This window comes from Paenibacillus oleatilyticus (assembly GCF_018998565.1).
Classification (GTDB): Bacteria; Bacillota; Bacilli; order Paenibacillales; family NBRC-103111; genus Paenibacillus_G; species Paenibacillus_G oleatilyticus.
Window position 1 is genome coordinate 25,679 of sequence record NZ_JAHNZO010000016.1, and the last position, 14,765, is coordinate 40,443.

At 55.5% G+C, this 14,765-nt stretch carries 16 protein-coding genes and 1 riboswitch; of the genes, 3 read left to right on the top strand and 13 right to left on the bottom strand.

What is annotated here, in order from left to right; genetic code table 11:
- Window positions 1–15 precede the first annotated feature (15 nt).
- The 4 genes from KQX66_RS20360 to KQX66_RS20375 are packed head-to-tail and all read right to left on the bottom strand — an operon-like array spanning window position 16 to window position 3,891.
- Window positions 16–819 (bottom strand): ABC transporter permease, encoded by an 804-nt coding sequence (locus tag KQX66_RS20360; protein ID WP_216794642.1) that lies wholly within the window; start codon window positions 817–819, stop codon window positions 16–18.
- The gene (locus KQX66_RS20365; RefSeq protein WP_216794643.1) at window positions 816–1,673 is read right to left on the bottom strand and encodes an ABC transporter permease; all 858 of its coding nucleotides are present in this window, start codon (window positions 1,671–1,673) and stop codon (window positions 816–818) included. The genes KQX66_RS20360 and KQX66_RS20365 overlap by 4 nt, the downstream gene beginning before the upstream one ends.
- Window positions 1,666–2,781, bottom strand: coding sequence for an ABC transporter ATP-binding protein (locus KQX66_RS20370; RefSeq protein ID WP_216794644.1), 1,116 nt, complete (start codon window positions 2,779–2,781; stop codon window positions 1,666–1,668). The genes KQX66_RS20365 and KQX66_RS20370 overlap by 8 nt, the downstream gene beginning before the upstream one ends.
- Window positions 2,782–2,790: 9 nt before the next feature.
- Complete coding sequence (locus KQX66_RS20375; protein WP_216794645.1) at window positions 2,791–3,891, bottom strand: ABC transporter substrate-binding protein; 1,101 nt, start codon at window positions 3,889–3,891, stop codon at window positions 2,791–2,793.
- A 250-nt stretch (window positions 3,892–4,141) separates the two neighbouring features.
- Between KQX66_RS20375 and KQX66_RS20380 the strand changes: the two genes are divergently transcribed.
- A complete protein-coding gene (locus KQX66_RS20380) occupies window positions 4,142–4,915 on the top strand; it encodes an IclR family transcriptional regulator (RefSeq protein ID WP_216794646.1) in 774 nt (257 codons plus the stop codon).
- 116 nt (window positions 4,916–5,031) lie between these two features.
- On the opposite strand, the gene KQX66_RS20385 is transcribed toward KQX66_RS20380, so the two are convergent.
- On the bottom strand, window positions 5,032–5,676 hold the full coding sequence (locus KQX66_RS20385) for an O-methyltransferase (RefSeq protein WP_216794647.1): 645 nt from the start codon (window positions 5,674–5,676) through the stop codon (window positions 5,032–5,034).
- 142 nt (window positions 5,677–5,818) lie between these two features.
- Here KQX66_RS20385 and KQX66_RS20390 point away from each other — a divergent pair, with 142 nt between their 5' ends.
- Complete coding sequence (locus KQX66_RS20390; RefSeq protein WP_216794648.1) at window positions 5,819–7,000, top strand: THUMP domain-containing class I SAM-dependent RNA methyltransferase; 1,182 nt, start codon at window positions 5,819–5,821, stop codon at window positions 6,998–7,000.
- A 2-nt stretch (window positions 7,001–7,002) separates the two neighbouring features.
- On the opposite strand, the gene KQX66_RS20395 is transcribed toward KQX66_RS20390, so the two are convergent.
- From KQX66_RS20395 to KQX66_RS20430, 8 genes are all read right to left on the bottom strand, one after another.
- Entirely contained in the window at window positions 7,003–7,491 is a 489-nt protein-coding gene (locus tag KQX66_RS20395) for a CBO0543 family protein (RefSeq protein ID WP_216794649.1), read from the bottom strand.
- Window positions 7,488–7,985, bottom strand: coding sequence for a CBO0543 family protein (locus tag KQX66_RS20400; RefSeq protein WP_216794650.1), 498 nt, complete (start codon window positions 7,983–7,985; stop codon window positions 7,488–7,490). The genes KQX66_RS20395 and KQX66_RS20400 overlap by 4 nt, the downstream gene beginning before the upstream one ends.
- Window positions 7,986–8,186: 201 nt before the next feature.
- Window positions 8,187–8,996, bottom strand: a complete 810-nt coding sequence (locus KQX66_RS20405; protein WP_216794772.1) for a DUF2935 domain-containing protein — start codon at window positions 8,994–8,996, stop codon at window positions 8,187–8,189.
- A 104-nt stretch (window positions 8,997–9,100) separates the two neighbouring features.
- Window positions 9,101–9,406, bottom strand: a complete 306-nt coding sequence (locus tag KQX66_RS20410) for a hypothetical protein (protein ID WP_036679994.1) — start codon at window positions 9,404–9,406, stop codon at window positions 9,101–9,103.
- Window positions 9,407–9,491: 85 nt separating this feature from the next.
- Window positions 9,492–9,583: riboswitch (cyclic di-GMP riboswitch) on the bottom strand.
- A gap of 93 nt (window positions 9,584–9,676) precedes the next feature.
- The gene (locus KQX66_RS20415; RefSeq protein WP_216794651.1) at window positions 9,677–10,909 is read right to left on the bottom strand and encodes an MDR family MFS transporter; all 1,233 of its coding nucleotides are present in this window, start codon (window positions 10,907–10,909) and stop codon (window positions 9,677–9,679) included.
- Window positions 10,910–11,094: 185 nt separating this feature from the next.
- On the bottom strand, window positions 11,095–12,585 hold the full coding sequence (locus KQX66_RS20420) for an esterase-like activity of phytase family protein (RefSeq protein ID WP_253957307.1): 1,491 nt from the start codon (window positions 12,583–12,585) through the stop codon (window positions 11,095–11,097).
- Window positions 12,586–12,744: 159 nt separating this feature from the next.
- Window positions 12,745–12,972, bottom strand: coding sequence for a YuzB family protein (locus KQX66_RS20425; protein WP_216794652.1), 228 nt, complete (start codon window positions 12,970–12,972; stop codon window positions 12,745–12,747).
- A gap of 36 nt (window positions 12,973–13,008) precedes the next feature.
- On the bottom strand, window positions 13,009–13,311 hold the full coding sequence (locus tag KQX66_RS20430) for a heme biosynthesis protein HemY (protein ID WP_010491539.1): 303 nt from the start codon (window positions 13,309–13,311) through the stop codon (window positions 13,009–13,011).
- Window positions 13,312–13,592: 281 nt separating this feature from the next.
- Between KQX66_RS20430 and ytvI the strand changes: the two genes are divergently transcribed.
- The gene (ytvI, locus tag KQX66_RS20435; protein WP_216794653.1) at window positions 13,593–14,702 is read left to right on the top strand and encodes a sporulation integral membrane protein YtvI; all 1,110 of its coding nucleotides are present in this window, start codon (window positions 13,593–13,595) and stop codon (window positions 14,700–14,702) included.
- Window positions 14,703–14,765: the final 63 nt, after the last annotated feature.

A 14,765-nucleotide genomic window follows, 5' to 3' on the forward strand; every position in this document is an offset into this window, starting at 1 on the left:
ACCGCAGCATCTCCGTTAATGGGAATGCGAATTCGATCCGAACAAACGGTCCAATCCGTATGCCCTTTCCAATATAATGATGAACACCAAGCTTAGTAAAATCACGACAGACGATACGGACGCGACGAGCGGGTCCAGCGTTTCCTGCATATAGCTGAACAGCGCCATCGGAAGCGTCGTTGTCGTCGGGGAAACGAGAAATAACGACACCGTCACGTTATCGAACGAAGTCAAGAAAGCGAAAATCATGCCGGATATAATCGCCGGCTTCAGCAGCGGCATCGTGATGTCCCAGAAGACGTTCAAGGGCTTGGCGCCCAAAATGTAGGCCGCCCTCTCTAGCGTATAATCGAAGGAGCTGAGCCCCGTCAGCACGAGCCGGACCACGTACGGAATCGAGATCAACGTGTGCGCGAGCAGCAGCCCGGTGAACGTGCCGGCCAGCCCGATCCGCGTGAAAAAAAGCAGCGCCGCAATCCCGATGATCAGCGCGGGAACGGTCAGCGGCGACAGCATCAGCCCGTTGATCAGCCCTTTGCCGGGAAACTTGTACTTGTGCAGCGCCAGTCCCGCGATGGTGCCAAGCAGCGTGGAAATGACGGCGGTCAACGCCGCCAACTCCAGGCTGAACCAGAACGAATCGACGAATTCCGGGCGGTCGAAAATTTTGACGTACCACTGAAAGGAGAATCCGACCGGCGGAAACGACAAATATTTGGCCGATGTCAGCGAGGTCGGGATAATGACCAGCAGCGGCGAAACAACGAACAAGACGACGATAAACGTAATGAGGCCGAGCGGCGAAAATCGTTTTGTCATGAGGAGAACACCTCTTTATAGCGCCGCGTTTCGATAAGCCGCGTGAACAGCGAGACGAGCGCGATAGTCGAACCGAGCAGCAGGAACGAAAGCGCCGCTCCCAGCGGCCAGTTGAGCTGGGCCATAATTTTCTCGTAAGCGATGACCGGCAGCACTTTCACGGATGTGCCCCCCATCAGCGCAGGCGTAACGAACGCGCTCATCGACAGGCTGAACACGAGCGTCGTTCCGGCGACGATGCCTGGCAGTGTGAGCGGAAGCGTTACCGTGAAAAACGTGCGCACCTTGCCCGCGCCGAGAATGCCGGCCGCTTTATAGAGCGAGCCGTCGATCTGGTACAGACTCGTCGCGATGGCGAGAATCATGTACACGATCAAGGAATCGGTCAAGCCGATGACGACGCCGAGCTGGTTATAGAGCAGCTTGAGCGGCGTGTCAATGAGCCCCAGCTTCAGCAGCGTGCTGTTGATCCAGCCCTTTTCGCCCAGGATGACGACCCAGCCGAAGTTCCGGATGACGACGCTGATCAAGTGCGGGGAAATAATCAGAAACGTAATGATCCCGCGCAGCTTGCCCGACGTCTGGGCCATGAACATCGCCACCGGATAGCCGAGCACCAGACAGGCCAACACCGAGAGCAAGCCCATTTTTACAGTTCGCCATAAAATTTGAAGATAATAAGGATCTTTGAAGAAGATCGTATAGTTTTCCAGCGTGAACTGCCCCTGTTTTCCTTCCAGACTGAGCAGAAAAATATAAAGCATCGGCAGCAAAAACACGCCGGCGACGACGGCCAGACTTGGAAGCAGCAGCAGGGCGGCGCTCCGGACAGCGGATGACTTGCCTTTACCCATGGGTCTCATGCCCCTTCCTTGGGAAAACGAACACGTCCTCCGGCTTCCATTCCAGCCATACCGAATCGCCGACCGACCATTCGCGGTCCTGACGGTCGGAAGGAATGCGCACATTCAGCGAATACCGGCCGACCTGGACTTCGCATTCGGCGTAAGCTCCAAGGAAGGAGATCAGTTGGACGACGCCCTGCACCCGATTGACGATGCCGGAGGAATTCTCGCCGCTCTCAACCGCAAAGCCGATCCGCTCGGGACGGACATAGACGGAGACGGCGTCCCCCGCTTGAAGCGCAATGCCTTTGAACGCAGCCCGAAGCGGATGCCCGTCCTCCGTGACGAGCGACAGCGTCTGGCTTCCCATCGCCTCCACTTTGCCGGACAACCGGTTCGATTTGCCGATGAACGTATGTACGAACTCGGACGCCGGGCGGTTGTAAATCTCCCACGGGGTGCCGATCTGCTCCACCTTGCCGTGATCCAGCACCACAATCCGGTTGGACAAGTAAAGTGCCTCTTCCTGATCATGCGTCACGAAGATGGTCGTCAGACCGATCTCCTGCTGCAACCGCTTTAACTCGTCGCGAAGCTCTTCGCGAAGCTTGGCGTCCAGATTGCTTAGCGGCTCGTCCAGCAGCAGCAGCGACGGCTCGGTCACGAGCGCGCGGGCGATGGCGATGCGCTGCCGCTGGCCTCCCGAAAGCTGCTTCGGATAGCGGTCGGCCACGTGAGGCAGCTTGACCAGCTCCAGCACCTTCCGCACCCGCTCCTGCATTTCCGCCTTCGGCGTCTTACGCAGCTTCAGCCCGTACGCCACATTTTCAAAGATCGTCATGTGCGGGAACAACGAATACGTCTGAAACACCATGCCAAGATCTCTTTTGTTGGACGGCACGCCGTTCATCTTTTTGCCCTTAATGATCAGCTCGCCCTGATCCGGCTCAAGAAAGCCCGCGATCATATTGAGCGTTGTCGTTTTGCCGCAGCCTGAAGGACCGAGGAACGAAACGCATTCCCCCTGCTCCACCTGCAGATTGAACTGTTCCACGACCACGTTGGATCCGAACTTCTTCTGGATGCCCTTGAGCTCCACATCGATCGTTTTTATCATATCGTTCACCTATTTTCCGACTTTCGGCGCAATTTCTTTATTGAAGCGGTCGAGCCACTCCGGCGTTTTGCTGCTGATAACCTCGTAGTCGAATTTGACGGCTTTCTTCATGTCGAAGCTCAGCTTCTTGGAAATATCCATCGGCAGATTTACCTTGGTTGCCGGATTGTAGTACAGCTTGGTTGCGTACATCGCCTGTACTTCGTCCGACAGCAGGAACTCGATGAACAGCTTGGAGGCGTTCGGGTTTTTCGCGCCTTTGACCATCGACGCTACGGTAGGCACCAGGTTTGCGCCTTCCTTCGGAATGACGAATTCGAGATCGAGACCGGCGTCCTTCTGCACCAAGCTGCGCGCCATCGTCCAAGCCGTATACGCGGCGGTCTTGTTTTGCAGGTTTTGCTGCAGCTGCGCTGCGCTCTTGGCGAAAGTCGGCATATAGCCCGCAACCGTTTCCAACTTTTTAAAACCGGGCTCCATATCTTTCTCCGAGCCGCCGTTTGCATAAGCGAGCATGATCAGCGCGGAACGGCCAAAGTTGCTGGAAATTTCGCTGAGCGTCAAATTCCCCTTCATCTCCGGACGGGCAAGATCGTTCCACGACTCCGGCACCGGGAGGCTCTTGGACTTCACCATTTCCGCGTTATACGAAATGCCCATCGGGGTAAAGTTGACCGCTACGCCGCTATTGTCCTTCACTTTCAGCTCGGGAGAAACCTTGCTCATGGACGGAACGTCTTTATCGTTCAACGGCTCCCACAGCCCTTCCGCACGGCCGGCTTCCTGCTCGCCCGCTTCGATCACGGTCACGTCGATTTGCGGAGCGCCTTTTTGCGCTTTCACTTTGGCTACGATTTCGGTGGCGACGCCGGACACATAAGTGAGCTTCACATCGGGATATTTTTCATTGAATTTCTTGAACACTTCGTCTTTCATCATTTGCTCGACGGTCGCTCCGTTTCCGGAAACCACAAGCTGCTTCTCCGGCTTCGTGCCGCCGGCTTGATCTTGCCCCGCTTCACCCGATGCCGCCGGCTTCCCTGATCCGCATGCTGCGAGCAGCGAGCCGCAAAGCGTCAATACTGCCAGAACCCCCATTTTTTTGTTCATTGTAATTCCTCCTCGGATGTGGTATTGTTCACTATACGTGAACATCGTTTACTATACGAGAAACACAAGGAGATTTTAGCACGTAACTTGGATAAAGCGCAATAGTTTATTTTTTTTAAAACGTTTTCAATGTTATGTTTCCTCACATGTGAAAGCGGATTCTGGGAAATTTGCCCGGTTTATGTTACACTTACTCTACATTTCAAACCGTCCCTGAACTTTACGACGGCAAGGAGCGAGCACAAAGGCTATGGACAACCATTTATCCTCTGTCAAAAACGGCTGCAAGCTGCTGAAACTATTTCTCGATTCTCCGAAAGAGCTCGGCGTGAGCGATCTGAGCCGCAAGCTGGAGCTTTCCAAAGGCGCGGTCCACAAGCTGCTGATGACGTTCGAAAGCGAAGGCTTCATCAAGCAAAATCCCGCCACCAAGCAGTATTCGCTCGGCTATACGCTGCTGGAGCTCGGTAACAAGGTGCTGAAAAATCATAATCTCGTCGATTTCGCCAGGCCGTTTCTTACTCAGCTCTCGGATAAGACGAAGGAGCTCGTCACGCTGTGCGTCATTGACGGTCAAGATGCCATTTACGTCGATAAAATCGACTCGCAGTATCCGATCCGCTTCAACGCGGAGGAGCACCGGCGGTTTCCGATGTACGCCACCTCGGCGGCGCGCGCCATTTTGGCTTACCGGGACGACGCATTCATCGACGACGTGCTGGGGGATCAATTGAAAACGTATACCGCCTATACGATTACCGACGCGGAGACGATGAAACGCAGGCTGAAGGACATCCGGACGAACGGATACGAGTTGAGCTCGAACCTGCGCAATGTCGGCGCGACCGGGATCGCAGCGCCGATCTTTGATGCCGACGGGAAAGCGATCGCGTCCGTCAGCGTGATCGGTCCGACCGATCGTATGCTGCCCTTCCACGAACGGTGGATTCAAGAGGTAGTGGGAATTACACGCGCCATATCGCACGAGCTCGGCTATCGGGGCACGGGAATTGCAGGGGTTTAGAACGAAACGGGGCTCCTGAGAGGTTTTCCGCAAAAAAAAGAGACGGTTTCTCTTCGTCGTGCCGACCAAGGGAAACCGTCTCTTCGCCATACTATTAACTATTGACCTGCCTGCCTCTATCCCCGCACTCTCGCAATGGCGAGGCCGTCGTACGCCGGCAGCAGCACGCCTTCCAGACGCGGGTCGCGCGCTATGCTTTCGTTAAATTGGCGCATCTTTGTCACGGCGTTGCCGGACTGCTCCGGATCGGTCGTCTTGCCGCGCATCAGCAGGTTATCCCCGAGGATCAGCGCGCCCGGCCGCGCCAGCTTGATTGCCCATTCCAAATAATTCGGATAATTGCCCTTGTCCGCATCGATAAAAAACAGGTCGAACCGCCGGCCTTCCGCCGACAGCGCCTCCAGACTGTCCAGCGCCTCGCCGATCCGGTATTCGACCTTGTCGCCGAGTCCCGCTTCGCGCAGATGCTTGTGCGCCAAGTCCGCATACTCCTGCTTCAGCTCCAGCGATACCAGCTTGCCGCCATCGGACAGGCCGCGTGCCAGACAAATGCCGCTGTAGCCGCCCAGCGCCCCGATCTCCAGCACCTGTTCCGCGCGAACGAGCCGCGTGAGCATCGTCAGCAGCCGGCCGTACCCCGGCGCGATTGAAATTTCCGGCATCCCGTTCTCCCGGATGCCCTCCTGCACCCGCTCAAGCTCCGCATCGGGCTCGAACAACCCTTCCAAATACGCTTCCGCCGATAATGGCATCTCCGTCATCTCCGTTCTTCCTCCTCCGTTTGGTCCTCGTAGGGCGTACGGCTGTACCGTTTACTTACCTTCGTTCCCGCCGCCGTTGTATAATCGGGGCCAATCGCCTATACTAGTTTATTGTATGGCTTTTCCAAGGAGTGAGCAAGCGTTGACATCGAACACCATTGAATTGATTGCTACCGCCCCCATGGGCCTGGAAGCCGTTGTCGCCCGGGAAGTCCGCGACCTCGGATACGATCAGGTGACGGTTGAGAACGGCCGCGTCACGTTCGTCGGAGACGCACTCGCGATCGCCCGGGCGAACCTGTGGCTGCGGACCGCCGACCGCGTGCTGGTCAAAATGGGACAATTCCCGGCACGCACCTTCGACGAACTGTTCGAAGGCGTCAAGGCGCTGCCTTGGCCGGAATGGATTCCCGAGGACGGCGAGTTTCCGGTCGAAGGACGCTCGCATAAATCGCAGCTGTCCAGCGTTCCCGCCTGTCAAGGCATCGTGAAGAAAGCCGTCGTCGAAAGCATGAAGCTCCGCTATGGGACCGAATGGTTCCGCGAGACGGGCGGCCGCTTCGTTATCGAGGTCGCGCTGCTGAACGATATCGCGACGATTACGCTGGACACGACTGGCCCCGGGCTGCACAAGCGCGGCTACCGCAAGCTGGTCACCGAAGCGCCGCTGAAGGAAACGCTGGCGGCAGCCATGATCCTGCTCAGCCGCTGGCAGCCGGAGCGTCCCCTGTACGATCCGTTCTGCGGCTCCGGGACGATCCCCGTCGAAGCGGCCATGATCGGCTGGAATTTGGCGCCGGGCCTGAGACGCAGCTTCAATGCGGAGGCGTGGCCCCTCGTCCCCGAGTCGTTATGGCAGGAAGCGCGCGAAGAAGCGTACGATCTCGTGCGTGACGACGTGCCGCTGCAGATCGCCGGTTCGGACATCGACCGCAGCGCGATCGAGGTTGCCCAAGCGTCGGCCAAAGCGGCCGGACTGGCCAAGGAGCTTAGCCTGCAGACGCTGCCGGTGGCCAAGGCGCGGCCCGAAGGAGACTACGGCTGCATCATTACGAACCCGCCTTACGGCGAGCGGCTGGGCGACCGGAGCGAGGCGGAACGCGCCGTCCGCGACTTCGGACACTTGTATGCGCAGGTCCCCACCTGGTCCGCTTTTGTCCTGACCCCGGCCAAGCAGTTCGAGCACTACGTGAACCGCCCGGCAGACAAGAAGCGGAAGCTGTTTAACGGACGGATCGAATGCCAATTGTACCAGTACTTCGCACCGGGCGGCTTATACGCGTGGCGCAAGGACCGGGAAACGAACCCAAGCCCTGAGCAATAAGCTCAGGGCTTGTTTTTATCCGGCCGCACCGGCTTAAAATACCATACGTAAAACCACCGGGACAGCACGAATGTGAGAAATAAGCTGATCCAGCTCCAATACCAGGTCCAGTGCAAGTAATCGATCAGCCGGGTATAATGCTCGATCACATATTCCGGCACCAAGATTCCGGTCGTAAACGCCGCATAATACGCCAGCTTCGTCCACCCGCCCCGGCGTTCAGGATAATGCAGCATAAAGAAAATACAAATGACCGGATAGACGAAATATTCGAATGTGAAGCTGGTGGCATTCACCTTCCAGAATAACCGGACCGGGTAGTCAATCCATCCCCACTCGACCACAAGAAGTCCGAGGAGCCACGTGATGCACTGCTTAAATAAAAAAATCGTAAGCGCGCTGCGGTACTTGTCCCTCGGAATGAACAAAAGGGAAGCCAGCGTCATCCCCCAGACAAAAACAAGAATCCACTGCTCGACGAATCTGCTCATAACCGTTTCTCCGATAAGCCTGCGAGAGACTTTCCCGGTTCCTCCCGAACGAACCATAAGAACACCCGCCGGGTAATATAGAGTGCAACCGGAAAGGTAAGATACAGCCAGAACGGCGAAGCGTGAAATTTCACAAGTGAAGTAAACTTTTCCATGAAACTGTAAAATGCGACGAAAATTGTGGCAAACAGCGCATAATGTCCGATCTGATGAACCGTGCTTCTCCGCTCGGGATACGTATAATGAAACCAGACGGAATAAGCCGGAAACAGAATAAACTCAAACGTGAAATTAATTGACGTCGCCCTCGGCAATTCCCGCACCGGAAATTCGAACAAGGATAAGCTCGACAGCATTAAACTTATTAACCAGGTCATCGATTGAAAAATAAGCATGAGAAATACGGTGGCTCTCACACGCCGCCGCCCGATCATACAGAGCAGCAGCACGCTCGCAATCCACATCAAAAGCAACACGGATTGTTCCTTAGCCATAAGATATCAGTCCTCCGTTGCAACTTCGTCGGGTTCGCCGATGAATGTTGTCAACAATGTTTGAACGATACCATCCAATATTTCCATTTGCCTGCCGCTTTAACCTTCCCGGTCCCTTTTTGGCAAAAGCAAAAAAATCCTTACGAGACCGGAGCGGTGATTCCGCTTGGGCCTTGTAAGGATTTTTTCGATTCGTTCGCGCTAAGTCTCGACGCGGGGACGGGCCGGGTCGCAGGCGGGCGCTTTATGTTCCGATGCTTGAGCAAGCTTCATCAAGTAGTAGCATTCCTCGCGCGACATATGATCGGCCATTAGAGGCGACAAAATCCCGAGCGCCTGCTTGCTAAGCCGAAGCTCCTCCAGCTCCCTCAAAAACTGCATGAACAGCGCCATCTCAAGCTCCACTTCTTTGCCGAAACGCGCCAAAGCCGGAAACTTCTTCACGTTCGCGCGCAAATACCCGGCCAGCTCGACCGCTTTCAAATAAAACTCGCGAAAATGCTGATCGAACGTCCGGGCTATCTCGGTCAAACGCGATTCCGCCATATCGAGATCGCCTGCGATCGAGCTCGCATGCCCATAGGCGTCCTGTAACCAGACCAGATGATGGTGAAGCTCATGAAATACAGGGGCTGGTTGACCGGAAAGCAACGCTCCCAGAACCCGCAAATATTCCTCCGCCTCGTTCACCATATGGCTCAGAAACGAAGCCGACAGTCCGATCGTAATCTTTCCGATCAGCTGCCTCTGCAGCAGATGCAGCTTGAAGCTGCGCAATTGCTGCGTCAAACCGTATGCCTCCCGCGTAATTTCGATTAGCCGCTCGCGCTTTTCCGCCTTGCGGGCATGCTCAAGCAGCCCGTCAAAGGCTGCGATCATTGCCCGGGCCCGCGTCACTTCTTCGATTTCGTCCGCTGACAGCGAATCTTTAATAAACCGGGCATGATCTCCCATCACCTGCAGCCAGAACCGGTGTTCGAACGCCGCGGATGTCTCGAAAGCCGTTGCCATCACTGTCTCTGCCTCCCCGTCGGCCGGTAAGCCGTCATGTGCTACGAGTATCGTATGCACCACGACCAGGGCGAGTGCCTATTCGGGGGATCGGCAAGCGACCGCTAGGCGTGACGGAGGTCCTGCGCCCGGCAGCTCCAATAATCGAAGAGCGACATGAAAACTTCATTGTCCGCTTCGCACCGCACGGAAAGCTTCACTTCGCCGCGCCAATAAAATGTAATGACCTGCCGGCTGCGCCCCTTGACCATTTCCACGTCCCAGCAGGAGGAGGCGAGCTCGTACACCTCGCGATTGATGAACATTTTCGGGCCTTCGCTCGACAAAAAGACGCCGACGAAATCGTTGCCCACTTTGGTATAGAAGCCTTGCTTCGTCATGATGCTCCGTCCCTGAACCTGATCTGCCATCCGTTCCCGCTCCTTTATATGAAAACAAAAAGACTCTCCGTTGACGGTACGGGAGTCCGCATCTATCATCGCGCGACTCCGTGCCTTCGGTAAACTGGCTGGCATCACGCAACCTCGGCGCCTTAGCCTCTATAGCTTCGCGCCCGCGGGCTCTCACCCGGTTTGCCTTTATCGAGCACGCTCGAAAATTGTCTTTTTGTGTATGATTGAATCTCATCTCTTAGGATAAAAGATCAACCCTGTAGAATACATAGTTCTTATGGACTATTTTCATGAATTTTCATGTGAATTATGAAACATTTTATAGACTTGCTGGCCTTTCCAATAAAAATAGATTCCTGCCACCGTTACGACTGCCATCACGGAGAACAGCGGACCGCCTCCCCATTCCGACAAAAGCACGCCGCCCGCCAACGGACCGAGAAAATGTCCGAGATTCGTAAACGACTGCGCGCCGAAGTACGTGCCCCGCATTCCGTCCGGCGCCAACCGGTCGATCAGCATGTTCGTTGCCGGAAAATTCAGCACTTCCCCGACGGTGAACAGAACCATGGAGATCATAAATCCGATCCATCCGGCAGATACCGCATAGCCGATATCCCCGAGCGCAAACATGAGACCGCCTACCGCAATCGCAGCCATCGGACCGCGGCCTTCGAACATTTTCGACAGCGGCACCTGCAGCAGGACGACCGTTACCGCATTGATCGTCATCAGCAGCGCGAACAGCGTCGCCCCGTCGGCTACGCTTTGCTGCACGTATTGCGATAAGGTGGCCATCATCTGCGAATAGCCGATCGCGCCGATAATCCCGCCTGCAATGTAATAACGGAATACACGGTCGCTCGCGATGACGCGCCAAGCCGAGCGGACCGTCACCCCGCTGCGGTGCTCGCCTTCGATCTGACGAATGCCGAACGCCTGCAGCAGCGAATAGAGCAAACCCGCGTAGGTCAAATAAATGAAAGCCGTAACCAGAAACGGCAGCCAGGCTTCGAACATGCCGAAGTAGGCACCGAGCAGCGGTCCGACGGCTACGCCGACATTGATCGCAAGATAACGCATCGAGAAGACGTTAAGCCGCTTTTCCTTCACCGTCACGTCGGCCATCAGCGCTTGCGATACCGGCTCGTAGAGCGAACGGCAGAGCCCGTTCAGCATATTGAACAGCATGAAAAGCAGCGGCGCTTTAGAAAGCGCAAAGCCGGCGAAGACAATCACCCAGCCGAACAAGGCAATCATCATGATGAACTTGCGTCCCAGACGGTCCGACAAAGCTCCGCCGACGAAGCCGCCTGCCATGCCGGCAAGCGAGCCGATACCGATGATCGCGCCGATCATGATCGGGTGCAGCCCCGATTCCCGGGACAAATAGATGGCCAGAAACGGCATGCTCATGGATGAAGCGATCCGCGCCAGAGCGGTTCCCAAGAGCAGCACATGCACGATCGGATGATACTCGCGTAAGAAATGAAGCAAACGAGACTTTACAGTTGCGAACATCGTACCGACCTTCTCTCCGTATATAACCCCCGGTATATTTAACCTTCGGTAAAATTAGCCATGGAATGAAACCGGATTTCATTATACAGCAATTGGTCGAGCCTGCCCAGACATTCGTCAAAAAATTATGGCGTAACGGAAAAGAGCCCGTCCGCCTGGGACGAGCTCTCTCTGTATTAAACTATTTATTTTAATTCTTCGCCGACCTGAATGATATACATTTGCGTCGGGTTGCCGTTCACCTTCAGCTGGCCTTGGCCGTCGTAGCTGTCCACGCCGAAATCGTTGTCGTTTACAACGGCGATCGTATGCTTATCCACCACCGCGAGCCCTTCCAGCTTCTCGTGCGGATAGCCCAGCTTCGCCACGTCCACGATCAGCTCCTTGCCGGCCGGCACGATGCCTTTTTCCTTAATTTGCGCCAGCGTCAGCTTCTCAAGATTGTCGCTGTGCTCTGTGCCGAGCAGATTGGTCGCTGCCGAGAAGTCCGCCCGGTAAATGCGCTTGATTTGCGCTTCCTTACCGCTGTTCTTATCGCGCTCGTCCACCAGCAGCACATCGGTGCTCAAGGCGGACAAGTCGCTGATGACGACGTCCTTCTGCTTCACATTCGTGAACGAATCGGCGTTCTCCGCGATGTACAAATATTCGCCGACGACTTTTTTGGCGGCCAGATTCATCTTCAAGATGCGCATATTGCGGGACGCTTCGCCCGTCTTTTTGTCCGGAACCGCCATCGGGCTTTGGATCGAAGCGTACAAATATTTGCCGTCCGGCGAAATCGTGACGCCTTCGAAGCCGCGGTTCGGTATCCGCTTCGCGTACACCGCCGGCAAAATGTCATAAATCTCGGTTTGCGCGCCCGCCGCGACCAACTGCTCCTTCGCTCCCTGCGGCACGTACCGTCCGACAACCGTACCGTCGCGCTTCACCTGCAGCACGGAAGGACGGTACTCGTCCGACAGCCAGAACGTGTCGTCCGTCGGGTTGTAGGCGATGCCTTCGAGGTCCAGCCCGTCCGGATCGTAAGCCAGCTTTTTCGTGCCGCTGCCGTCGTACGGAACTTCGTCGCTGCCTTCCAGATTCGGCAGACCAGTGAGCTCTGCCGTCTTGCTGAACTTGTCGGTCTTGCCGGCCGGCAAATGCAGCTTGATCGTTTCGAGCACTTCGATCGTTCCGCCGGCCGCTTTAATCTTGTAGATGCGCGGCACATACGCCTCGTTCGGGAACGTGCGCAGTTTGTCCTTGCCGAATTCGCCGTTCGGCCCGCGGTCAGCCAGCGTATAGAACACGTCGGCCGGGTCGCCCGGCAGATGGATCAGCCCCGAGAAGCCGCCCTCTTTCAGGCTGCCGACCAGCGTCCCCGGATTTTTCCACTCGTGTACGGCCGCAACCTTCGGCATCTCCTTCAGCCGGATCGACTGCGTCCATTCGTTCCATTCCACCTGCTTGCCCAGCGCTTCTCCGAGCGCGCGCAGCGGGACATATGTACTTCCGTCGATCAGGACAGGGGCCTTGTCTGTCTTCACTTCTTTACCGCCCGACCAGATGCCGAACTTCGTGCCGATCGCTTCCATGCCGCCTTCCGCGGCTGCTGCGGTTTGCGCTCCCATGAGCGTCATTGCGGCTAGCGACAGGACCAGCCATTTTCTCTTTTTCAACCAACGTTTCATCATGACGATACCCCTCCGGCGAATCAAACTAGGTTCTTGGACTCACTTTATCTAGCATAGTTCCCGATTGTTTCGACGATGTAAAGGGCATATGAAGATTTTGTAAAGCCGTGCCTCCATAAAAAAACTCCCGGCCGCAAGCTGTGCCAGGAGGTTCGTCCGTCATTTCTTTTTAATATACTTGCTTGCTTTCTCGATCGCTTCGTCTTCCGTCGCGCCGGTTATGTACCGGCCGTTAATATAAATGAAGGCAAACCGCGAGCACGGGCCGCAATAGGACTTGCAGCCGACCTTGATGTCGGCTTCAGGCGCCAGCTTCTGCAGCTTCGGCAGCGCGGTTTTCATTTTCATATGCTTGCATTTGTCGCAGACGCGAATATCGTTGGCCATGCGGAATTATCCTTTCTGAGGCACCCGGGTGGCAGATTAATGGTCGCCGTGGTTGCCTTTGCTCGGATTGGTGACCGCAAAGCCTTCCTCCGGCAAATAAAAATAGTCGACGCGCACGCCGTCCAGCAGCGGCTCGTCCTTCTGCAAAATGACGTCGATGCCGCTGTCGGTAGTTACGACCACGTCATTTTCCGTAGGCGTGTCCATTCCGAGTCCGTAGTGCGCATGATCGCCGTGCTTGTGCGTTACATATACGCGAAGCTTCAATTCTTTGTTTTCCTCTTGTTCCATCTCGGCCAAAAGCACCTTGGCGGCGTTGCGCGAAATTTTGCATTTCATGTTGAGGCACATCTCCCACTAATAAGCATTTTCCCCTTATTGTATATAAACCCGGGAACGAAAGCAACCTTCCGCTATCGGTTCACAAATGCTGGTAAGAAACCGCCCCTTTCTGATATGATTACAGGTATACTGGCAATGATGTGCCCAAGCAGCCGGTTCACATTGAGTGCCCGATCGAAAAAGCGCTTGACGTGACCGGCGGCATGCATCGAATGCTAAGCGAAATGAAGCTGTGGGCGGCCAAATGGTGCTGACCCCTGAGATTCCGAGGTGACCCTATGATTTCGTTTTACCGCAAATATTACAAAACGATCTTCGACATCGCTTTGCTTGTAATTACCGTGTACCTGTTCATGCTCGTTTTCAGTTACCTGTATCGCATTGCAACCCCGATCTTCCTGGCTTTTATCGTTTACATGATCATCGAGCCGTTCGCGCGCTTCCTGCACCGCAGGGGCATCAAGAAGGTCATTGCGACCACGATTTCGACCATCGTTTTCGTGCTTATCATCCTGGGAGCGATTACCGGTGCCGGGGTCATCTTCACGAGCCAGATCGTCAACCTGAAAGACAAGCTGCCCGAATACGCCGCGGTGCTGACACAGGAAATCGCCAAGCAGACGGACCATCTGCAAGACCGCTTCGGCACGCTGCCGACGGCGGACATCGTGAATAAAGCGAAGGAATATTCGGCGGAAATCGCGAAAAAAGCGACCGAAATCGTCCGCTCGTTCCTGACCAGCACGTTTACCGTGCTCACGTCCTTTTCGACTTTCGTGGTGAACTTCGTCATTGCGATCATTCTCGCCTATTTTCTAAGCATCGAAATCGAATCCTGGAAGCGGATCGCGGAGGATAAGACGCCCAACACCTTCAAAAAAGCGTTCCACTTTCTCCGCGAAAACGTGCTGATCGGCATCGTCACCTATATCAAGGCGCAGGCCAAGCTCATCAGCGTGACGTTTGCCGTCATCTTCGTCGCGCTGCTCGTCATGAATATCAAAAACGCGTTTTCCATCGCGCTCTTGTCGGCCATCTTCGACGTGCTGCCGCTGCTCGGCGTCTCGACGCTGTTCATTCCGTGGATTATTTACCTGTTCGTGGTCGGCCAAACAACGCTGGCCATCTGGCTCTCCGTCCTGCTCGCGGTCGTCATCTCCGCCAGACAAATTCTGGAGCCGAAAATTACGGGCGACTCGCTCGGGGTGTCCGCTTTTACGATGCTTTCCTTCATGATCGTGTCGCTTTCTCTGTTCGGCGTGGCCGGACTGATTTTGTCGCCGATTCTCATCATCCTGATCAAAGCGCTGTACGAGCAAGGCTATTTGAAAAAATGGATTCGCATGCCGGCGGAGGAGTACGAGCCGGAGCTTCCGAAGAGCAAATAGCATCTCTCGATAGACTCGATTGGGGAGAAGAAAAGAGCTGCCCGTAGGCGGCTCAGAGTGTTG